This is a genomic window from Saccharothrix xinjiangensis, from assembly GCF_039527585.1.
GTDB classification, from domain to species: Bacteria; Actinomycetota; Actinomycetes; order Mycobacteriales; family Pseudonocardiaceae; genus Actinosynnema; species Actinosynnema xinjiangensis.
Genome location: NZ_BAAAKE010000003.1, coordinates 25,352 through 46,606, shown reverse-complemented (window position 1 = coordinate 46,606; position 21,255 = coordinate 25,352). Strand labels below are relative to the sequence as shown.

General features: G+C 73.2%; 17 protein-coding genes. 6 read left to right on the top strand and 11 right to left on the bottom strand.

Annotated elements, in window-relative coordinates:
- Positions 1–90 precede the first annotated feature (90 nt).
- A complete protein-coding gene (locus ABD223_RS08505; RefSeq protein ID WP_344035437.1) occupies positions 91–2,769 on the bottom strand; it encodes a SpoIIE family protein phosphatase in 2,679 nt (892 codons plus the stop codon).
- 180 nt (positions 2,770–2,949) lie between these two features.
- On the opposite strand from ABD223_RS08505, the gene ABD223_RS08500 reads away from it, so the two are divergent.
- Positions 2,950–3,291 carry an STAS domain-containing protein gene (locus tag ABD223_RS08500; RefSeq protein WP_344035436.1) on the top strand — a complete coding sequence of 114 codons (342 nt, stop codon included), beginning with the start codon at positions 2,950–2,952 and terminating at the stop codon, positions 3,289–3,291.
- Positions 3,292–3,386: 95 nt separating this feature from the next.
- Positions 3,387–4,154 (top strand): F0F1 ATP synthase subunit A, encoded by a 768-nt coding sequence (atpB, locus tag ABD223_RS08495; RefSeq protein ID WP_344035435.1) that lies wholly within the window; start codon positions 3,387–3,389, stop codon positions 4,152–4,154.
- Positions 4,155–4,204: 50 nt separating this feature from the next.
- Here atpB and ABD223_RS08490 read toward each other — a convergent pair whose 3' ends face one another.
- Together ABD223_RS08490 and ABD223_RS08485 are read right to left on the bottom strand one after the other, a co-directional pair.
- Positions 4,205–4,825, bottom strand: coding sequence for a TetR/AcrR family transcriptional regulator (locus ABD223_RS08490; RefSeq protein WP_344035434.1), 621 nt, complete (start codon positions 4,823–4,825; stop codon positions 4,205–4,207).
- 23 nt (positions 4,826–4,848) lie between these two features.
- Positions 4,849–5,661, bottom strand: a complete 813-nt coding sequence (locus ABD223_RS08485; protein WP_344035433.1) for a class I SAM-dependent methyltransferase — start codon at positions 5,659–5,661, stop codon at positions 4,849–4,851.
- A 147-nt stretch (positions 5,662–5,808) separates the two neighbouring features.
- Between ABD223_RS08485 and ABD223_RS08480 the strand changes: the two genes are divergently transcribed.
- Positions 5,809–6,138: a YnfA family protein gene (locus tag ABD223_RS08480; protein ID WP_380648670.1), complete on the top strand. Its 330-nt coding sequence runs from the start codon at positions 5,809–5,811 to the stop codon at positions 6,136–6,138.
- A 4-nt stretch (positions 6,139–6,142) separates the two neighbouring features.
- Here ABD223_RS08480 and ABD223_RS08475 read toward each other — a convergent pair whose 3' ends face one another.
- Positions 6,143–7,105, bottom strand: a complete 963-nt coding sequence (locus ABD223_RS08475) for a pirin family protein (RefSeq protein ID WP_344035432.1) — start codon at positions 7,103–7,105, stop codon at positions 6,143–6,145.
- A gap of 193 nt (positions 7,106–7,298) precedes the next feature.
- Here ABD223_RS08475 and ABD223_RS08470 point away from each other — a divergent pair, with 193 nt between their 5' ends.
- Positions 7,299–9,227, top strand: a complete 1,929-nt coding sequence (locus ABD223_RS08470) for an alpha-glucuronidase (protein ID WP_344035431.1) — start codon at positions 7,299–7,301, stop codon at positions 9,225–9,227.
- Between the two features lie 70 nt (positions 9,228–9,297).
- Here the strand turns inward: ABD223_RS08470 and ABD223_RS08465 are convergent, their stop codons facing one another.
- The 7 genes from ABD223_RS08465 to ABD223_RS08435 all read right to left on the bottom strand — a co-directional run bounded on the left by ABD223_RS08465 (position 9,298) and on the right by ABD223_RS08435 (position 19,492).
- Positions 9,298–11,295 carry a beta-galactosidase gene (locus tag ABD223_RS08465; RefSeq protein ID WP_344035430.1) on the bottom strand — a complete coding sequence of 666 codons (1,998 nt, stop codon included), beginning with the start codon at positions 11,293–11,295 and terminating at the stop codon, positions 9,298–9,300.
- A complete protein-coding gene (locus ABD223_RS08460; RefSeq protein WP_344035429.1) occupies positions 11,292–11,981 on the bottom strand; it encodes a glycosyl transferase in 690 nt (229 codons plus the stop codon). Before ABD223_RS08460 ends, ABD223_RS08465 begins: the two co-directional genes overlap by 4 nt.
- A complete protein-coding gene (locus tag ABD223_RS08455) occupies positions 11,978–13,501 on the bottom strand; it encodes a GH39 family glycosyl hydrolase (RefSeq protein WP_344035428.1) in 1,524 nt (507 codons plus the stop codon). Before ABD223_RS08455 ends, ABD223_RS08460 begins: the two co-directional genes overlap by 4 nt.
- 96 nt (positions 13,502–13,597) lie before the next feature.
- On the bottom strand, positions 13,598–15,223 hold the full coding sequence (locus tag ABD223_RS08450) for an ABC transporter substrate-binding protein (RefSeq protein ID WP_344035427.1): 1,626 nt from the start codon (positions 15,221–15,223) through the stop codon (positions 13,598–13,600).
- Between the two features lie 20 nt (positions 15,224–15,243).
- A complete protein-coding gene (locus ABD223_RS08445; RefSeq protein ID WP_344035426.1) occupies positions 15,244–16,182 on the bottom strand; it encodes a carbohydrate ABC transporter permease in 939 nt (312 codons plus the stop codon).
- Positions 16,179–17,162: an ABC transporter permease gene (locus ABD223_RS08440; RefSeq protein WP_344035425.1), complete on the bottom strand. Its 984-nt coding sequence runs from the start codon at positions 17,160–17,162 to the stop codon at positions 16,179–16,181. Before ABD223_RS08440 ends, ABD223_RS08445 begins: the two co-directional genes overlap by 4 nt.
- The gene (locus ABD223_RS08435; protein WP_344035424.1) at positions 17,159–19,492 is read right to left on the bottom strand and encodes a beta-xylosidase/alpha-l-arabinosidase; all 2,334 of its coding nucleotides are present in this window, start codon (positions 19,490–19,492) and stop codon (positions 17,159–17,161) included. The genes ABD223_RS08440 and ABD223_RS08435 overlap by 4 nt, the downstream gene beginning before the upstream one ends.
- A 229-nt stretch (positions 19,493–19,721) precedes the next feature.
- Here ABD223_RS08435 and ABD223_RS08430 point away from each other — a divergent pair, with 229 nt between their 5' ends.
- A complete protein-coding gene (locus tag ABD223_RS08430; RefSeq protein WP_344035423.1) occupies positions 19,722–20,768 on the top strand; it encodes a LacI family DNA-binding transcriptional regulator in 1,047 nt (348 codons plus the stop codon).
- Between the two features lie 45 nt (positions 20,769–20,813).
- Positions 20,814–21,098 (top strand): hypothetical protein, encoded by a 285-nt coding sequence (locus tag ABD223_RS08425; RefSeq protein WP_344035422.1) that lies wholly within the window; start codon positions 20,814–20,816, stop codon positions 21,096–21,098.
- Positions 21,099–21,255: the final 157 nt, after the last annotated feature.

Here is a 21,255-nt window from a genome sequence, read left to right as displayed (position 1 = left end):
CGCGAACGTGGAACTCGGGGGTCCTGAGCGTTCGACACGATGGTCCTGAACGTACGACTCGCGGGGGCTGGGGGTACGACTCGCGCGGGGTCAGAGGGGTGGGTGGATGGTCAGGCCCGGGGTGTTGGACAGGCCCGACAGCTTGATGATGCGGGCCGGGGCCGAGCCGGGGTGGAGGGTCCACGTCATGTGGTGGCCGGCGCTCCGCGCGGTGGCGGCGGCCTCCAGCAGGAGGGCGATGCCCGAGCTGCTGAGGTAGTCCAGGGCGGTCAGGTCCAGGTCGACCGAGCCGCCGCGCACGCGGGACAGCAGGTCGGGGCGGGTGGCGGCCACGCCGGCCGCGTCCAGGTCGCCGGTCAGGCGCACCACCCGGTCGTCGGCGGGTGGCGCGGCGGGCGGCGGCTCGGGGTGCGGGTGCCGCGGTTCGGCGGGGACGAGGAAGTCCACCCTGGTGCCGTGCGGGCCGCGTTCGAACACGACGTCCTCGGCCAGTTCCCGGATGATCTCGATGCCGCGCCCGCGGTGGCCCTTGTCCGCGGGCTCCGGTCGCCACCGGCCCCGGTCGCGCACCACCACCCGCACGGCGCCGCCCGCGGCCCGGTCCAGCAGGTAGTCGAACTGGCCGGGGCCGTCCGGGTAGGCGTGGTCGACCGCGTTCGCGGCGGCCTCGCCCAGCGCCAGCTGCACGTCGCACAGCAGGTCGGTCGACACGCCCGCCAGCGCCGCCCACGACCGCACGTCGCGGCGCATGTCCGACAGCGCCTCGGGCACCGCGGGCACGCCGCGCCGGTCCAGCGGCTCCGGCACCCGGCGCAGCACCACCAGCGCCACGTCGTCGTCCTGCCCGTCCGCGAGCAGCCGGCCGACCAGCTCGTCGGCCAGCTCGTCGGGCCCCGACGCGTGCGCCTTGCCCGCCACCTCGGCCAGCCGGGACAGCCCGACGTCGAGCAGCGCGCCACGCCGCTCGACCAGCCCGTCGGTGTAGAGCACCACCGACGAGCCCACCGGCACGTCCACCCGGTTGTCCCGGTACGGCGCGCGGTCGGGCGTGCCCAGGACCGCGCCGCCGGCGTCGTCGGGCGCGGTGAGGAACCGCGTGCCCTCTGCCGACACCAGCAGCGCGGGCGGGTGCCCGGCCGCCGCCCAGCACACCCGGCCCGTGGTCCAGTCGAACGTCAGGCAGGCGCACGTGCTGCCCAGCGCGCCGGGCGTGCGGCGGGCGAACGCGTCCAGCCGCTCCAGCGCGGCGGAGGGGGAGTGGTGGTCGAGCAGGTACCCGGCCAGGGCGCTGCGCAGCTGCCCCATCACCGCCGCCGCGGTCGGCCCCTTGCCCACCACGTCGCCCACCGACAGCGCGACCGACGTGCCACCGACCGGCAGCACCTCGTACCAGTCGCCGCCGATCTGCCCGTGCGCCGACGCCGGCAGGTACCGGGCCGACACCGCGACCCGCGGCAGCGACGGCAGCTCGCGCGGCAGCAGGCTGCGCTGGAGCGTCTCGGCGATCTCGCGCTCGCGTTGGAGCAGCAGCTCGCGCTCGGCCTCGGCGCGCCGCCGCTCGGTGACGTCCCGCCCGATGGCCTGCAACCCGGTCGGCGTGCTCTGGACGCTCAGCTCCAGCGGCACCGCGTCGCCGTCCGCGCGCCGGAACTCCCACACGTCGGTGATCACCCGGCCGGTCGAGCCCACCAGGTCCGCCAGCCGGCCGGCGAGGTCCGGCGCGACCAGGTCGGTCAGCGGCCGGCCGAGCAGGTCCTCCCGCGCGTACCCGAGCAGCTCGCACGCGGCCGGGTTGACGTCCACGAACCGCAGGTCGCGATCCACGGTCCAGATGCCGTCCGTGGCACGTTCCACCAGCAACCGGTGCCTCTCCTCACTGGCGCGCAGCGCGCGGTCGGCGTGCGCGCGCTGCAAAGACTCCCAGCACCTGTTCACCACGACGGTGACCAGCTCGACTTCCGCCTCGGTCCAGTGCCGGACTGTAGCCTGGTGCACGGCCATGGCCGCGACGAACCTGCCCGCCCGCAGCAGCGGGAGGCAGATCACCGCGCGGATGCCCGTGACCCGGTAGGCGTGCAGGTCGTCGGGGCCCAGCCGGGGGTCGGCGAGGCTGTCGCGCACCACCCACGGCTCCCCGGCGCGCATCGCCCGCACCGCGCCCGCCCCGAAAGCGGACATGGCGAACCGGCCCGGCAGCGGCGGCAGGCCGTCGGAGTAGTCGCCGCTCATCAGGAAGTGGTCCTCGTCGGCCTCCGCCTCGGCGAAGGCGCACCGGTTCACGCCCAGGTGCTCGCCGAGCAGCCGCATCGCCGCGGACATCACCTCCTCGGCGTCCACCAGCCGTTGGAGCTCCCGGTCCAGCTCGCCCAGGAACCGCTCCCGCTCCTCGCGCAGCCTGCTCCCGGTCACGTCGACCAGCACGCCGCGCAGCCGCGCGACCGCGCCGTCCGCGTCCCGCACCACGCGGATCCCGTCCCGCACCCACCGCACGCCGCCGTCCGCGGCGACCACCCGGTAGGCCAGCTCGAACTCGTCGGGGCCGTCCGGGCGGGGCAGGCGGCCCCGCGCGACCGCCTCCCGGTCGTCGGGGTGCACCACCGAGTCCCACGACTCCAGCCACCGGCCCACCGGCAACCCGAGGAGCCGCTCGGCGTGCCGCGAGACGTACGTGAGCCGCCGGGTCCGCGCGTCGGCCTCCCAGACGACCACGGGCAGGTCGTCGACCAGGCTCGCCGGGTCCGTCGATCCCGGCTCGCTCGGTCTTGTCATGCGGTGGCTCCTCGTGAGTGCGGGGCACCCAGGTTAACCTCGTGGACCCCGCCGCACCGATCACCGTTGAGGGGGAGGTGCCCGCAGGACCGCGGCCGGGGTGTGATCTTCTGGTGTCAGGCGGTGTCGTTGAGCCCACAGCGCACCTGCGCGAGTGAACCCGCTGGAGAACGGATCCGCATGCCTTCCCTGGACTTCGAAACGTCGACCACCCGCGTCGGTGAGGGCCTCACCGTGGTCGCGGCACGCGGTGAGCTGGACATAGCCACCGTGGACAAGCTGCGTGAACCGCTGCTCGACGCCATCGGCGACGGACGTGGCGGCGTGGTCGTGGACCTGACGGACGTGCGGTTCTTCGCCTCGATCGGCATCGAGGTGCTGCTGGTGGCGCACGAGCGGACCCGCGCCGGCGGCGGTGCGCTGAAGGTCGTCACGCCGCGCCTGGTGCGGCGCACCCTGATCTCGGTCGGGCTGGGCGAGGTGCTGGAGTTGCACGACACGCTGGAGGGGGCGCTGGGTTGACCGCCCGGTGACCCGGAATCGTCAACTTTAGTCTGACGACAGGCCACGGGCCGTCCGTTAGATTCTCGTCAAGACCTTGGACGAGGGGGACGCCCATGGCCGACGATTCTTTTCGCCCGCCCGGCGCGGTGGACATGTTCCCGCCGCCGATCTTCGGCGCGGTGACCAAACCGATGGTGCTGGTCGTGCTGTCGGTGGTGATCATCAGCACGTTCTTCCTGCTCGCGAGCCGCAAACCGAAGCTGGTGCCGGGCAGGTGGCAGTTCGCCGCCGAGTCGGTCTACGACTTCGGCCGCAACACCATCACGCGGGAGCAGATCGGGGCGAAGGACTTCCGCCCGTTCGTCCCGTTCATCGTGTCGATCTTCTGCTTCGTGCTGGTGAACAACATCTTCGGCATCGTGCCGCTGGTGCAGTTCCCGACCATGGCGCACATCGGCTTCCCGGCCGCGGTGGCGCTGCTGCTGGTGTTCCCGCTCTACCACTACGTGGGGATCAGGCGGCACGGGCTCGTCGGCTACCTGCGCAACCAGTTCGTCGTGCCGGACGTGCCGAAACCGGTGCTGTGGCTGCTGCTGATCCCGACCGAGGTGATCCTCAAGTTCTTCTTCGACCCGGTGAACCTGGCGATCCGGGTGTTCGCGGCGATGTTCGCGGGGCACATGCTGGTCATGGTGTTCACGCTGAGCGGCGAGTTCCTGCTGCTGGAGGCCGGGCCGCTGCTCAAGCCGGTGTCGCTGGTCAGCTTCGCCCTGGCGATCGGGATCACGCTGCTGGAGGCGCTGATCCAGGTGTTGCAGGCCTACATCTTCGCGACCCTGTCCGCGCACTACATCGGCCGGGCGCTGGCGGCGCACCACTGAGCGCGGTCGTGCGGGGCGTGTCCGCCGGCGGCGACCACCGTCGCCGGCGACTACCTCGGCGCGATGCCGTCGAGCACGGTCGACACCAGCGCGTCCACGTACCCGGGCGGCACCTCGACGGTCGCGCCGGGGCCCCGGTAGAGGCGGGGCAGCACGAGTTCGTGGCACGCGCCGACCACCAGCGTGGCGACGGCGTCGACGTCGGCGCCCGCCGCGACCCGGCCGCGGTCGCGTTCGGCGCGCAGGTGGTCGGCCAGCGCGGCGCGCAGGCCGCGCCCGTCCGCCATCGGGTCGGGCAGCGCGTCGAACCTGGCGAACACCTCGGGCTGACCGACCAGGCCGGCGAACGCGGGCAGGATCGCCGCGTGCACCTCCAGGGCGTGCACGACGAACGCGCGCAGGTCCTCCGCGAGCGTGCCGCCGGTGACCGGCTGCCCGAGTCGGCGCCCGGTGGACCGGACGTGCTCGTGCAGGGCCAGCGCGAGCAGCTCCTCCTTGTCGGCGAAGTGGTTGTAGAGCACGCCGACCGCCACGTCCGCGGCGCGGGCGATGTCGCGGACGGTGAGACCGGCGGTGCCGCGCTCGGCCACCAGCCGGGTCGCCGTCGCGATGAGGTGGTCACGCAGGCTCACGTCGCCGTCGCGCAGTGCCGCTGCTCGTCTCGGTGCCATCGCGCTGCATCGTAAGGGCCGGTTCAGGCCCGTGCGGTCACGAGCCACGCCTCGCCGCGCAGCCGCACCGCGCCCGGTCCGGCGTGCGGCGCCAGGGCGTCGGCCACCGCCCGCCGGACGCGCTCCCCGGTGGCCTGGTCGGCGTCGCGCAGCGCGAACCGGACCGGCCCCCACGCCAGGACGAAGTCCGCGGCGTCCGCGACGTCGCGCCCCCACGTGCCGGCGGCCTCGACCGGCTCGGTCGCGACGTCCCGGAACCCGGCCGCGCCGAGCACGTCCCGCACGACGCCCGGGTCGGACAGCGACAGCGGGCCGGCCGGACCGGGTTGCGGTCCGCCGCCGCCGAGCGCGGCGAGCACGCCGGCGAGGTCCCCCAGGCCGCGCATCGACAGGAACGCCAGCCGCCCGTCCGGGCGGAGCGCGCCGCGGACGTTGCCGAAGGCCCGGACCGGGTCGGCGAAGAACATGACCCCGAACCGGCTCAGCGCGACGTCGAACGCGCCGGGCGGGAACGGGAAGACCTGGGCGTCGCCCTGCTCGAACGCGACGTCGGCGACGCCCTCCTCGGCGGCGAGGGCGCGTGCGCGGGCGAGCATCGGGCCCGAGAGGTCGACGCCGAGCGCCCCGCCGCCGCGTCGTGCCGCGAGCCGCGTGAGCTGGCCGTTGCCGCAGCCGATGTCGAGCACGCGCTCCGCCGGGCCGACGGCGGCGGCGGTGAGCAGCACCTCGTTGTAGCCGCTGTTCACCGCGTCGTAGCGCTCGTGGTGGTCGGCCCAGTGGGTGCCCTCGTAGCCGTTCCAGGCCTCGGCCTGGTGGGTGTTGACGATGTCGCGCACACTCGCCCCCTCCTTGTGAACATCTGTTCATGAACAAGCGTTCATAAGAAGGGGAGGGCTTGTCAAGGGACTTCACCCGGCAGGTCAACCGGCCCCGGCCGTGGTCGCGGCCGTGACGGCCGGCCGGCCCCGGCTATCGTCGCGATCATGACGGTCGTCCGCTCGCTGGTGTTGTTCGCGCTGGCCGCGCTCGCCGAGATCGGCGGCGCGTGGCTGATCTGGCAGGGCGTGCGCGAGCACCGGGGCCTGCTGTGGGTCGGCGCGGGCGTGGTGGCGCTCGGCCTGTACGGGTTCGTGGCGACGTTGCAGCCCGACGCGAACTTCGGCCGCATCCTGGCCGCCTACGGCGGGGTGTTCGTGGTCGGGTCGCTGGCGTGGGGCGTCCTCGTGGACGGCTTCCGCCCCGACCGCTGGGACTGCGCCGGCGCGGCGATCTGCCTCGTCGGCGTGGCCGTGATCATGTACGGGCCGCGCTGACGCCCTACGGGTTGCCGCGCGGCCGGAGCCTGCCCGTCGGCAGCGGTGGCGCGGGCAGCCGGTCGCCGGGGTAGCCCTCGACCCGGCCGAACCGCTCCGCCCCGGCCTGCCACTGCTCGCGGTGCCGCGCCACCTCGTCGTGGCTGCGGCCGACGAAGTTCCACCACATGACCAGCTGCTCGCCGAACGGCTCGCCGCCGAGCAGGACCACGCGGGCGGGCACGTCGCCGGGGTTGGCCAGGCGCAGCCGGGAGCCGCCCGCGCCCACGTAGCCGAGCGCGCCCCGGGTCAGGGCCACGCCCTCCAGCTCGACACCGCCCAGGTCGACCAGCGCGCCGTGCTCGAAGACCGGGTCCACCTCCAGGTCGAGCCGCGCGCCCGGGTCCAGCACGACCTCGGCGCCCAGCAACGGGGTGAAGGTGCGGACCGGGGACGTGCGGCCGGCCAGCGTGCCCAGGAACACGCGCGCGGTCGCGCCGCCCAGGTCGACCGGCTCGGGCGCGTGGTGCTGGAAGTCGCGGGGCGCGTCGCGGTCGGCGTCGGGCAGCGCGATCCACAGCTGCACGCCGTGCAGCACGGACGTGCCGGGCGTGGAGACCTCCGAGTGGCAGATGCCGTGCCCGGCGGTCATCAGGTTCAGCTCGCCCGGCCGCACCACCGCGTGCACGCCCAGGCTGTCGCGGTGCTCGATCTCGCCGCTGAACAGCCAGCTCGCCGTCTGGAGGCCGGTGTGCGGGTGCGGCGCGACGTCCATGCCGCCGCCGAGCGAGACGTCGTCGGGCCCGTAGTGGTCGGCGAAGCACCACGCGCCGATCAGCGACCGCGACCTCTGCGGCAGGGTGCGGCGCACGGTCATCGCCCGCGGCCCGCCCAACGGCACGTCGCGGGGCTCCAGGACCTCGACCGCGGCGGCGCCGGGCGCGCTGCCGCAGACCAGCGCGGCCGGTTCGGTCTCGACGTTGCTCACAGCGACCCATGGTAGGCGGCTCCCCGGGGGTGTGGCGCGGACCACGCGCGGCCACCGCCGGGCGGGCGTCCGGTTCCCGTCCGCGTTCCCGTTCCGCTCCCGCCCGCGTTCCCGTTCGCGACGAAAATCTTTCGCCGTCCCCTGTGGACTCCGAGTGGTGATTTCCGCCTTGGCGGCAACTAGGTTCGGTGGCGTGACGCCTCCTCACCCGGCCTGGCTGCCCGTCTCCGCGTTCCGGCCCGTCGGCTCCCGGCGCGTCCGGGTGACCGGGGCCGGGACCCTCGTCGACACCGTGCGCGGCGAGGTCGCCGCCGCGGTCGCCGCGCACGGCGGCGCGCTGGTCGACGACGGCCCGGCGGACCTGGAGCTGGTCTGCGGGGGCGACGACGGCTCCGAGGCGTTCACCGTGGCGCGGGCGGGCGCCACCTCGGTCCGGGCCGACGGCGGCGCGGGCCTGCTCTACGGGTTCCACCACGTGGTGCGGCTGGGCGAGGCCGCGTTCGCCGCCGACTTCGCGCCCGAGCGCCACGCGCCCCGGCGGTCGATCCGGATGCTCGACCACTGGGACAACATGGACGTCCACCCGGTCATGGGCCAGGTCGAGCGCGGCTACTCGGGCGACTCGATCTTCTACGCGGACGGCCGCGTGCGCGAGGACCTGGGCCGGGTCGAGGCGTACGCCCGCCTGCTCGGCTCCACCGGCGTGAACCGGGTCGGCCTGAACAACGTCAACGTGCACCGCACCGAGGCCCGGCTGCTCACCGACCTGCTGCCGGACGCGGTGCGGCTCGCCGACGCGTTCCGGCCGCACGGCATCCGCGTCCACCTGTCGGTCGGCTTCGCCTCGCCCATCACCCTCGGCGGCCTGTCGACGGCCGACCCGCTCGACCCCGCCGTGCGCGAGTGGTGGAACCGCGCCACCGCCGCCGTCTACGCCGCGATCCCCGACTTCGGCGGGTACGTGGTCAAGGCCGACTCCGAGGGCCGGCCCGGACCCTTCGCCTACGGCCGCGACCACGCCGACGGCGCCAACCTGCTGGCCCGCGCCCTCGCGCCGTTCGGCGGCACGGTCTTCTGGCGCGCCTTCGTCTACGACCACCACCAGGACTGGCGCGACCGCTCCACCGACCGCGCCCGCGCCGCGCACGACCACTTCGCCCCGCTCGACGGCGCGTTCGACCCCAACGTGGTGCTCCAGGTCAAGTACGGCCCGCTGGACTTCCAGGCCCGAGAGCCCGTCTCGCCGGTGATCGCCGCGATGCCGGGCACCCGGCTGGCCGTGGAGCTCCAGGTCACCCAGGAGTACACCGGGCAGCAGAAGCACGTCTGCCACCTCGTCCCGCAGTGGAGCGAGATCCTCCGCTTCCCGCTCGGCGGGGACGCCGTCGGCGACATCGCGGACGGCGTCGTCGCCGTGTCCAACGTCGGGCAGGACCGGTTCTGGACCGGCCACCCGCTGGCGCAGGCCAACCTGTTCGGCTTCGGCCGCCTGGCCTGGGACGACCGGCTCGCGCCCGAGGCGGTGCTGGACGAGTGGATCGGCCTGACGTTCGAGGACCCCGCCGCGCGCGAACCGCTGCGCGACCTGATGGGCGACTCGTGGCGCACCTACGAGCGCTACACGGCCCCGCTGGGCGTCGGCTTCATGGTCAACCCGGGCGACCACTACGGCCCCGGCGTGGACGGCTACGAGTACTCGCGGTGGGGCACCTACCACTTCGCCGACCGCGACGGCGTCGGCGTGGACCGCACGCGCGCCACCGGCACCGGCTTCACCGGCCAGTACCCGGCGCCGTGGCGGGACGTCTACGAGTCGGCGGAGACCTGCCCGGACGAGCTGCTGCTGTTCTTCCACCACGTGCCGTACGGGCACGTGCTGCGCTCGGGGCGGACCGTGGTCCAGCACATCTACGACACCCACTTCGCGGGGGTCGAGGAGGTCGGGCGCATGGTCGGGGTGTGGGCGGAGCTGAAGGGGCGCGTGCCGGACGCGGTGTTCGGCCGGGTGGAGGAGCTGCTGGCCGAGCAGCTGCGGTGCGCCACCGAGTGGCGGGACCAGGTGAACACCTACTTCTTCCGGAAGTCGGGCGTGCCGGACGCCCACGGGCGCACGATCCACTGAACGCCCGGGGCGCGGGTGCGGCGGGAGGGCGGCGCGTTCCGGACCCTCTTCTGGGAGCGGGGGCCCGCCCTCACACCCGGATCACCAGCACGTCGGTCGGCTCCAGCACCAGCTCGTCACCCGCCGCCAGCTCGCGACCGGACAGCACGTCCACCCCCGACACCGGGCAGGGCACGACCCGCCGCGGCCCGTGGTTGAGCACGTACGCCCACCTGGCGCCGTCCTCGGTGACCCGCTCCGCGACCTCCACGTCGGGCACGTCGGCCAGCGGTCCGGTCAGGTCGTGCTCGTCCAGCGCCGCCCGCACCACCGCGGCCACCCCCGCGTCGTCCAGCAGGGTGGCCGCGTACCAGGCGCTGCCACGCCCGCGCGCCGCCCGGGTCACGGCCGGCGCGCCGGCGTAGAAGTCGGCGCCGTAGGTGCCGAGCACCTCGGCGTCCTCGACCACGACCACCTCGAACACGTGCCGGGCCTCGTGGCCGGTCCCGAACAGCGCCACCGGGTTCACCACGTCCGGCTGCCGCGCATCGGTCTCCTCGACCCACAGGCCGAGCAGGGAGGCGAACGGGCCGTCGTCGAGGAAGGCGTTGTCGTCCTCGTCCACGCGCCCGGACAGGGCGGTGGTCACGAACGCGCCGCCGCGTTCCACGAACGCCGTGACGCGCTCGGCGAAATCCCCCTTCACCACGTGCAGCAAAGGCGCCACGACCACGTCGTAGCCGGACAGGTCCGCGGTCACCGGCACCACGTCCAGCGGCGCGTTCGCCTGCCACAGCGCCCGGTGGTACGCGGTCAGCACGTCGAGGTAGCGCACGTTCCGGTTGGGGCCGTCGGACATCTCGACCGCCCACCAGCTGTCCCAGTCGACCAGCAGCGCCACCCGCGCGGGCGTGCGCGCGCCGGTCAGCTCCGCGCCGACCCGGGCGAACTCCTCGCCCAGCGCCGCCACCTCGCGGAACAGCCGCGTGCCCGTGCGCCCGGCGTGGTCGAGGACCGCGCCGTGGTACTTCTCGCACGCGCCGCGCGACTGGCGCAGCTGGAAGTACAGCACCGCGTCGGCGCCGTGCGCGACGGACTGCCACGACCACAGCCGCAGCACGCCGGGCCGCTTGACCGGGTTCACGTCGCGCGAGGCCGTCACCGACGGGGTCTGCTCCATGACCCAGAACGGCTTGCCGCCGCACAGCCCGCGCACGAGCCCGTGCGCCAGCGCCATCCGCGCGGCGGTGCGCGACGCCGACGGGTCCTCCGGCGGGTAGTTGTCCCACGAGGCGAAGTCCAGGTGCGGCGCCCACCGGTGGTAGTCGACGGGCTGGTAGAGCCCCATGAAGTTCGTGGTCACGGGCGTGTCCGGGACGTGCTCGCGGATCGCCGCCTTCTCCGCGACGAACCCGCCGAGCAGCGCGTCGGACAGGAACCGCCGGTAGTCCAGCGTGATGCCCTGGAACGCGGTGTGGTTCGGCCCGCGCCAGTGCTCCGACAGCGCGGTGGGCGGCTGGACCTGCTCCCAGTCGGTGAAGGTGTGGGACCAGAACGTCGTGTTCCACGCCCGGTTGAGGCCGTCCAGGTCGCCGTGGCGCTCGCGCAGCCAGTCCCGGAACGCGGCGGCGCACAGCGGGCAGTGGCACGCGCCGCCGTACTCGTTGCCCACGTGCCAGGCCACGATCGCCGGGTCCCGCCCGTACCGCTCGGCGAGCCGCCCGGCCAGCGCCACCGACAGCCGGCGGAAGTCCGGTGACGACGGGCACGCGTTGTGCCGCTGCCCGTAGACGTGCCGGCGGCCCTCGAAGTCGACCCGGCAGGCGTCGGGGTAGGCGTGCGCGAGCCACGGCGGCATCGCGCCGCTGGGCGTGGCGAGCACGACCCGCTCGCCCTCGGCGGTCGCGCGCCCGACGATCGCGTCCAGGGTCGAGAAGTCGTAGGTGTCCTCGGCCGGCTGGAGGTGCGCCCACGCGAACACGCCGAGCGTCACGGTGTTGACCTTCGCGAGCCGGAACGCCTCGTAGTCGCGGTCCCACACCTCCCGGGGCCACTGCTCGGGGTTGTAGTCGCCGCCGTAGCCGATCACGCGGTGAACCTTTCCGTGGCGTCGCGCAACACCGGTTCGGCGTTGCGCAGCAGGAGCAGGGTGAAGGGCGACGCGAGCAGCACGAGCACCCAGTCCGAGGTGAGCGCGACCAGCCCGCCGGCGGCCACGACCAGCGACAGCGCGCCCAACGCGCTCGCCGGGCGGGCCGCGAGGTAGTAGGACGCCAGCCGCGCGGTGTCCCGCGCGCGCAGCGACAGCGCGGAGGACAGCACCAGGGCGTTGGAGGCCCACACCAGCACGCCGACCGCGACCAGCACGAGCAGCGCCCCGTACGCGGCGGGCACGCCCGCCGACCCCAGGTTGGCCAGGCTGAACCCGATCACGGTCAGCACCGCCACCGCGGGCGCCCACCAGCGCAGCACGTCGAGCCAGTTGAGCCGGTAGCCGCGCCGGAAGTGGCGCGCGGGCGAGAGGTCCCGGTCGGCCAGGAACACCCGCCACGCGAACACCGCCGCCGACAGCGCGGGGCCGACCGGGAGGAAGCACAGGCCGATCAGCGGGGCGTTGCCGCCGCCGCCCGCGAGGAACACCACGAGCACGAGCGCGGGCGCGGTGGTGAGCACCACCAGCACCTCGACCACCAGGAACCAGTACACCACCGAGGCGATGCGCGACAGGACACCGGCGCCGACCTCGTCCGCCGGGTCCCGCCGCGGCGCGGTCACGGCCACTCCGCCACGAGCCGGTCGTCGGAGCCGCCGAGCAGCCTGCGGTCGTCCAGGCCCGGGTGCTCCTCGGGCCGCACCGGCAGCACCTCGACGAAGGTCACCTCGTGCCTGCTCAGCGCCAGGTCCAGCGACACCCGCCCGTCCGCGACCGCGTGCGCCCGGTGCTCCACGGCCGGCCGCGCGCAGTCCCGCAGCACCTCCAGCTCCCGCTTGCCCGGCGACCGGGGCCTGCCCAGCTCGCGCCAGGCGGCGAACGCGTTGCCGTCGTGCTCGTTGACCCGCTCGCGGCGGGTGAAGACCCGCTCGCCGGGCGCCGGGACCGACAGCCGCACGGTGTGCCGCTCGGGGGCGGCGGCGCCCTCGGTGCCGCCCACCGGCTGCCAGGCCAGCACGGTCACCCGGCCGTCGTCGTCGCGGCACACCAGGTGGTCCTCGCCGCGCGCCAGCACGTGCGCGCCCATCCGGGCCATGAACGCGTACAGGTGGTAGGTCGGCTTGGCGACCTGCCTGTGGGTGAGCAGGCCGAACCCGCCGTGGAACAGCGAGGTGGGCACGTCCACCTCCTCGAAGACGTCGCAGAACGTCCAGTACGAGTAGGAGTCCACCAGGTCCGTGCCGCCCGCCACCACCGGCGCCAGGTAGGCGGCGTTGTAGGCGGTGTCGTGGATCGGGTTGTCCGGCCGGTAGGAGGTGTTGAACTCGGTGATGTGCACCGGCAGCCCGGCCAGCGCGGTGCCCGCGAGGCGCCTGCGCGGCGCGTCGAACTGCTCCAGCAGCGACTGCGGCGGCAGCAGCTCCTGGTAGGTCCCGAACGGGATGTGCTGGGCCGGGCCCGAGGTGTAGGCGTGCCGCGAGACGAAGTCGACCGGCACGTCCCGGGAGGCGACGAACTCCGCGAACGGCGCCCACCACTCGTCCGAGCCGGGCGAGATCGCGGGCCCGCCGACCTGGAGGCCCGCGTCCAGGTCCTTGATCGCCCGCGCGGTGGTCTCGTAGAGCCGGAAGTACGCCTGCTGGTCGGCGTCCTTCCAGAAGGCCGTCAGGTTCGGCTCGTTCCACACCTCGATGGGCCAGGCGCGCACCTCGTCGAGGCCGTACCGGTCGATCAGGTGCGCCACCACCGCCCGCACGAGCGCGGCCCACTCGGCCTGCTCGCGCGGCGGGGTGATGTTGCCCTTCCACCAGAACACGGTGTCCTCGCCGGAGGCGAGCGCGGTGGGCATGAACCCCAGTTCGAGGAAGGGGCGGACGCCCAGCTCCAGGAACCGGTCGAACACCTGGTCCAGGTAGGTGAACGAGTACCGGGTCTCGCCCTCCGACACCCGGAGCACGCCCATGTCGTCGGACAGCAGGCCGTGGCCCCTGATGTGCCGGAACCCGATCTCCCGCTGCACCAGCGCCAGCGACTCCTGGTAGTCCGACCGCAGCGCCAGGTTGAGCCTGCCGGTGCCGACGCAGTGGCGCCAGGAATCCGACAGGCGGCCGAGCGGCCGGGCGGGCACGACGACGTGGCTCAACTCCAACACCTCCGCACGCGGGCCGGGTCCGGCCGCCCGACCGCGGCCGGACCCGGGTCTGCACGGCTGCCCCGGCGGGGATCAGCCGTTCCTCTGTCAGCCGTTCTTCTGCTTGAACCGCTCGTGGGCGCTGTTGACCAGCTCCATGTACTGGGTCATGCCCTTGGCCTCCAGCTCCTTGACGTAGGCGTCCCACTCGGAGATGTCGCGGTCGCCCAGGATGAACTGGAGCGTGCCCTGGGTGGCGGCGTCCTTGAGCGGGGTCTCCCACAGGGTGGCCTGCTCGCGCTCGTCCGCGGTGAACGGGTGCGGCGGGGCCAGCGGGACGGGCTTCTTGGCCTTCATCGCCTCCTGGAAGGTGATCTCCTCGGGCGTGAACATCGACCGGAGCAGCTCGGTCTTGCCGCCGTAGGTGAACACGCCGCCCTGGAAGCCGAAGTTCTTCTGGAGGTGCTGCGGCGCGCCGGTGTTCAGGCCGCCGAACGCGACGTCGGGCTTCAGCGCGCGCTTGCCGGAGCCGTCCTTGTCGTAGGTGGTGCCCGGCACGCCCCACTTGGCGAACTCCTGGCCCTCGTCGGAGTACCAGAGCCAGTCGATGAACTGCATCATGGCCACGAACTTGTCGCTCTCCAGCGCCTTGGCCGAGATCATCAGGCCGTTCTCCAGGCGCGTGCCGGCGACCACGTCGCCCTTGGGGCCCGCGGGCAGGGTGATCTTGGCGATGGTCGCGCCGGGGATGTTCTTCAGCGCCGGGCGGTAGTCGTTGACCAGCGTCTGGGCGTTGGTGCTGATCGCGTAGGACTTGCCGTTGGCCAGCTTCTGGAAGGCGGGCTCGTCCTTCTGCGTGAAGCTCTCCGGGTCCATCAGGCCCTCGTCGACGAGCTTGCGGAAGTACTCGACCATCGCCTTCTGCTGGGCCGAGGCGCCGGTGAAGGCGAACTTGCCCTCGTCGGCGTTCCACTGGGTGTTGGTCCAGCCCCAGCCGCCGCTGGTGCCGAAGGTGCCCGCGGCGTAGTTGAGGATCGCCTTGCCCTCGAACCGGTCGGACAGCGGGTAGCTGTCGGGGTGCGCGGCCTTGATCGCCTTGAGGACGGTGTAGACCTCGTCCCAGCTCTTCGGGGTCTGGAGGTTCAGGCGCTGGAGCTCGTCGGTGCGGAAGGCCAGGGTGTAGTCCGGCCACACGTTCTCGTGCACGCCGGGCAGCAGGTAGAACTTGCCGTCCTCCTGGCGCAGCGTGTTCAGCTCAGGCTGGAGCTTCCACTTCTCGACCTTGTCCTTGAGGTTCGGCATCAGGTCGAGGTAGTCGCTCACCGGCAGGATCGCGCCCGAGGCCACGAACGCCTGCTCCTGACCCGGGTAGGTCTTGGAGATGATGAACGGCGCGTCACCCGCGCCCACCACCAGGCTGCGCTTCTGCTCGTAGTCGCTGTTGGGGACGACCGTCGGCTTGATCGAGACGTTCGTGCGCTGCTCCAGCTCCTGCCAGAACAGCCAGTCGTCCTTAATCGGGTAGTTCGGGTGGTCGTTGTACAGGAGGCTGAACTCGACCGCCTCGGAGGCCTTGAACTGCTGCCCGGCCTGGTAGTCGGCCATCGCGGCGACCCTCTTGCCGTCCAGGTTGGCGGCGGCCGCGGTGGGCTCCTCCTCGCTGCACGCCGCGGATCCCAGCACGAGACTGCCGGCTGTCAGCGTCAGAAGCGCGCGCTTCCACATCGTTCTCATCGTGCTGCTCTCCTCGGGGGTCACTGCTTCACCGCGCCGAGCATCACGCCCGACACGAAGTACTTCTGGATGAAGGGGTAGACGGTCACGATCGGCAGCACCGTGAGCACCATCGTGACGGCCTTGATGTTGGAGTTGATCTGGGTCATGTCCGCGCCGAGGCCGCCGCTGACGGACGTGGCCGTGGACGCGCCGGAGATCATGTTGCGCAGGTACACGGTGACCGGGAACAGGTCGGCCCGGTCGAAGTACAGGAACGCGGTGAACCACGAGTTCCAGTTGGCGACCGCGTAGAACAGCACCATGGTCGCGATCACCGCCTTCGACAGCGGCAGCACGATCTTGAGCAGGATGCCGTAGGTGTTGAGGCCGTCGATCGCGGCGGCCTCCTCCAGCTCCCTGGGCAGGCTCTCGAAGAACGCCTTCATCACCAGCAGGTTGAACACGCTGATCGCGTTGGGCAGCACGATCGCCCAGAGCGTGTTCTTCAGGCCCAGCTCGTTGATGAGCACGTAGTTCGGGATCAGGCCGCCGTTGAAGAACATGGTGAACACGGCGATGCCGATCAGCAGGGACCGGCCCTTGAGGTGGTGCTTGGACAGCACGTACGCGTACGTGGTGGTCAGCACCAGCGAGATCGCGGTCGCGACCACCGTGTACACCACGGTGTTGAGGTAGCTGTTCCAGAACGCGGGGTCGCCCATGACGACCTCGTAGGTGTCGAGGTTGAAGCCGCGCGGCCAGAAGTTGACCTGGCCCGCCAGGATGTGCCGCTCGTCGCTGAACGACTGCGCCACGATGTTCACGAACGGGTACAGCGTCACCACGACCACGATCGACAGCACCACGGCGTTGACGCGGCGGAAGACGCGGTAGCCGCGGGTGTCGTCGAGGGAGGTGCGGCGCGGCGCGGCCGGTTTCCCCATCCGCTCGGCGAGCCGCGTCGGGTCGGTGGTCACCACAGGCTCGTCCCCACTGCTCGGCGCGAGATCGCGTTGGCGGACAGGATCAGCGTCAGGCCGATGACCGCCTCGAACAGGCCGATCGCGGCGGCGTAGCTGAAGTTGTTGGACACCAGGCCGACCCGGTACAGGTACGTCGAGATGACGTCCGCGGTCGGGTAGGTCAGCGGGTTGTACAGCAGCAGGACCTTCTCGAAGCCCACCGCCATGAACGTGCCGATGTTGAGGATCATCAGGGTGATCATCGTGGGGCGGATGCCGGGCAGCGTGATGTGCCACGTCTGCTTCCAGCGGCCCGCGCCGTCGATGCGCGCCGCCTCGTAGAGCTGGTTGTCGACGGTGGTCAGCGCGGCCAGGTAGAGGATCGTGCCCCAGCCGACGGTCTGCCACACCTCGGAGGAGACGTAGATGGTGCGGAACCAGTCGGCGTCCTGCGCGAACGCCACCGGGTCGCCACCGAACGCCTTGACCACCTGGTTGACCGTGCCCTCGACGGAGACCAGCTGGAGCACCATGCCCGCGACGATCACGATGGACAGGAAGTGCGGCAGGTACGACACCGTCTGCACGAACCGCTTGAAGTAGCGGGTGCGGACCTCGTTGAGCAGCAGCGCCAGCACGATCGGCAGCGGGAAGCAGAACAGCAGGGTCAGCGCCCCGATGACCATCGTGTTCCCGAAGACCTGCCAGAAGGTCGGGTCGTTGAGGAACATCTTGACGTAGCGCAGGCCGACCCACGTCTCGCCGTAGATGTCGCCGCCCGGCACGAACCGGCGGAACGCGATGACGTTGCCGAGCATCGGCAGGTACCGGAACACCAGGAAGAACAGCAGCGGCACGATGACGAGCGTGTAGAGCTGCCAGTCGCGGCGGATCGCCCGCCGCCAGGTCTCCCGCTTGCGCGGCCTGCGGCCCTTCGGGGGCTTCGCGACCGGGTCGCCCGCCGCGGACACCGGTTCGCGGACCTGGGTGGTCACGGACCCACCTCCTTCACGGTCGCGGTGGTCAGCCAGTCCCGGGTGTGGTCGACCTCCCGGAGCGGGCCCACGAGGTCGAGGGCGACCTCGTGGTGGACGTCGGCGCTCGACCGGGACACGCGCAGCCGGACCTCGCCGGGCTCGACCACGCGCCGGCCGTCGAGACCGGTGAACGAGGTGGCGTCGGCGGGCACGCGGAAGCGCACCCGGGCCGCCGCGCCGGGGTCGAGCGGCACCCGCGCGTAGCCGACGAGCCGCACCACCGGGCGCGTGACCTGGGCGACCGGGTCGTGCAGGTACAGCTGCACCACGTCCGCGCCCGCCCGGGAGCCGGGGTTGCGCACCTCCAGCTCCAGCTCCACCGCGCCGTCGGTGGGCCAGTCGGCGCGGTCGACGCGCGGCTCCGACCAGGTGAACTCGTCGTAGCCGAGGCCGTGGCCGAACGGGAACGCCGGCGTGGGGTCGACGTCGGACACGTCGGTGCGCAGGCCGAGCTTGGCGGACAGGTAGGTGCCCGGCTGGCCGGAGGGGTCGGCCGGGATGCCCACCGGCAGCCGGCCGGAGGGGGACACCGCGCCGGTCAGCACGTCGGCGATCGCCCGGCCGCCGAGCTGGCCGGGGAAGAAGCACTGCACCGCGGCGGCCGAGCCGGCGACCAGGTCGCCGACGGCGTAGGGGCGCCCGGTGATCAGCAGCAGCACCACGGGCGTGCCGGTGGCGAGCACCGCGCGCACCAGGTCGCCCTGCGGTCCGGGCAGGGTCAGGTCGGTGGCGTCGCAGCCCTCGCCGGAGGTGCCGCGCCCGAACAGGCCGGCCAGGTCGCCGACGACCACCACGCACACGTCCGCGCCCGCCGCCGCCTCGACGGCCGCCGGGTCGACGCCGCCGTCGCGCACCTCGCAGCCCCGCACGTGGGTGACCCGGCCGCGCGCCTCGCGCAGGGCGTCGAGCACGGTCGGGACCTCCAGGCCCAGCGGCACGTCCGGGTGGTGCACGCCGATGTGCGCGGGGAAGGAGTAGCAGCCGAGCATCGCCATCGGGTCGTCGGCCAGCGGCCCCACCACGGCGACCTCCGCGCCCGGCGCGAGGGGCAGCACGCCGTCGTTCTCCAGCAGCACCACGGACTCGCGCGCCAGCCGCAGCGCCACGTCCCGGGCCTCCGGGGTGTCCAGCCGCAGGTCGTCGACGTCCGGGGGCAGCGGCGACCAGTCGGGGTCGAGCAGGCCCAGCTCGACCTTCTGCGCCAGCACGCGGCGCAGCGCGCGGTCGACCAGCTCCTCGGGCACGTCGCCGCGCTCCACGGCGGCCAGCAGCGGGTCGCCGTAGCAGCGCGCGGTCGGCAGCTCCACGTCGACGCCCGCGGCGAGCGCCAGCGCCGCGGCCCGCGCCTCGTCGGCCGCCACGCCGTGCAGGGACTCCAGGAACTTGACCGCGAAGTAGTCGGCGACCAGCGTGCCGGTGAAGCCCCAGGTGTCGCGCAGCAGCCCGGTGAGCAGGCCCCGGTCGGCCGCGGACGGCACGCCGTCGACCTCGCTGTAGGAGTGCATGACCGAGCGGGGGCCGCCGTCGCGCACGGCCATCTCGAACGGCGGCAGCACCACGTCCGCGAACTCGCGCGGGCCGATGGCGACCGGCGCCAGGTTGCGCCCGGCGCGGGAGGCCGAGTAGCCCGCGAAGTGCTTGAGCGTGGCGACGACGCCCGACTCCTCCAGCCCGCGCACGTAGGCCGTGCCGACGGTGCCGACCAGGTAGGGGTCCTCGCCGATGGTCTCCTCGGTGCGGCCCCACCGGTAGTCGCGGGTGACGTCCAGGACCGGGGCCAGGCCCTGGTGCACGCCCGCGGCCCGCATCGACGCGCCGATCAGCCGGGACATCTCGGCGACCAGGGCGGGGTCGAAGCTCGCGCCCCAGGACAGCGGCGCGGGGTGGGCGGTGGCCCGCCAGGCGGCGAACCCGGTCAGGCACTCCTCGTGCACCAGCGCCGGGATGCCGAACCGGTTCGCGGCCACGACCTGCCGCTGGGACAGCGCGAGCGAGCGCGCGCCGGCCACGGGGTCGACCGGCCGGGTGCCGAACGGGCGGGTGAGCTGGCCGAGGCCGTGCGCGATGACGTCCGACCAGACCGGGGGGGCGCCGGTCAGGTCCGCCTGGTGGGGCGCGACCTCGCCGCCCCCCGGGTCGGCGCCCACCCAGAGGCCGACGAGCTGGGCCAGCTTCTCGCGGAGCGCCATGGCGGAGACGAGCGCCTCGACCCGCTCGGCCGCGGGCAGTCGCACGTCGCGCCAAGCGGGCGCTTCGGGCGGAGCGGTGTTCGTCGTCCTGTTCCCCATTGACCAGGTTCCTCCGCAGTTCACGTCTTCGTGAAGGCCGAAAGTATCGGCTCGAATGCCGACATTACGACCCGGTGGGGAGAACGTAGGGGCTAGTCGTTGGGGCGTCAACAAGTTCGTATTTGTGAACAGCCGCTGTTCAACCTTGGTAAGAACGTTTACGCTTCGAGATCGAAACTTTAGCCCCGGCGCCGCTGCTGCTCGGGTTACGTCGCGAACAGGGGCCTGCATGAGCGCGTCCATCGAACCCGGCGCGGCCGGGGCCACCGACGGCCGGACGCCGTCGATCTCCTCCATCGCCGCCGAGGCCGGCGTGTCCATCCCGACGGTGTCCAAGGTGCTCAACGGGCGGCCGGACGTCGCCGCCGACACCAGGGCGCGCGTCGAGGGCGTCATCGAACGCCACCGCTACCAGCGGCGACGAGCGCGCCAGTCGTCCCGGCCGGCGCTGATCGACCTGGTGTTCCACGAGATGCACTCGGCGTGGTCGACCGAGATCATCCGGGGCGTCGAGCTGGCGGCGCCCGCCGAGCGGGCGGCCGTCGTGCTGTCCGAGCTGGGCGGCGCGCACCGGCCGCGCCAGGAGTGGTTCGACGACCTGCTCACCCGCCGCCCGCTCGGCGTCATCCTGGTGCTGGCCGAGCTGGACGACGGGCAGCGCCACCAGCTGGCCACCCGCAACATCCCGTTCGTCGTGGTCGACACCGCGGGCGAGCAGCCGCCGGGCGTGCCCACCGTGGGCTCGGCGAACTGGGCGGGCGGCCTGGCCGCCACCCGCCACCTGCTCTCCCTCGGCCACCGGCGCATCGCGGTGATCTCCGGACCCACGACCATGCTGTGCAGCCGCGCCCGCATCGACGGTTTCCGCAGCGCGCTGGAGTCCGAAGGCGTTGCCGTGGAACCGGATTTCGTGCGCTACGGCGATTTCTACGTCAAGGGCGGCTACTCGCACGGCCTGTCCCTGCTCGACCGGCCGGACCGGCCCACGGCGATCTTCGCCGGGTCGGACTTCCAGGCGCTCGGCGTGATGCGCGCGGCCCGCGAGCTCGGCCTGTCCATCCCGGAGGACGTGTCGATCGTCGGCTACGACGACGTCCAGGTCACCGAGTGGATCGGCCCGCCGCTGACCACCGTCCGCCAGCCGCTGCGGGAGATGGCCACCACCGCCGCGCAGATGGTCTTCACCCTGGCGCGCGGCGAGCGGCCGCCGAACGAGCGGATCGACCTGGCCACCGAGCTGGTCGTGCGCCAGAGCACCGCGCCGCCGAAGAGCTGACCCGCCCCGGCTGCGGACCGGGCCCGGCCGGGTGATCCTGGCGGGGTGGAACGCACACCGGACGGCCGTCACGTGGTGATCAACGGCAGGCGCTGGCGCGCCACCGACCCCGACATCCCGGAGGACGTGGCGGCGCGGTTGCGGCAGGTCCTGATGGCGGCCCGCCGCGACGTCGGCGCGGCCCTGCGCGCGGGCGACGCGGAGGCCGAGGCGCGGGCGCGGGCGCGCGTGCACGCCGCCAAGGTGGCGCTGGGGGAGCGCGGCACGCCGTGGTGGGAGCAGGGCGCGGAGGAACGCCGACGGCGCTGGGAGGCCGGCCTGGAGCCGTGACCCGGCGACCACCCGGCCCGGGTCCGGTCCCGGCTGTCGCACGAGGGGCCCGGCGTCGTCCACGACCCGGACCCGGACCCCGGCCCGCCTGTCGACCTCCGCCCGCCTGTCGACCTCCGCCCGCCTGCCGACCCCGGCCCGCCTGCCGACCCCGATC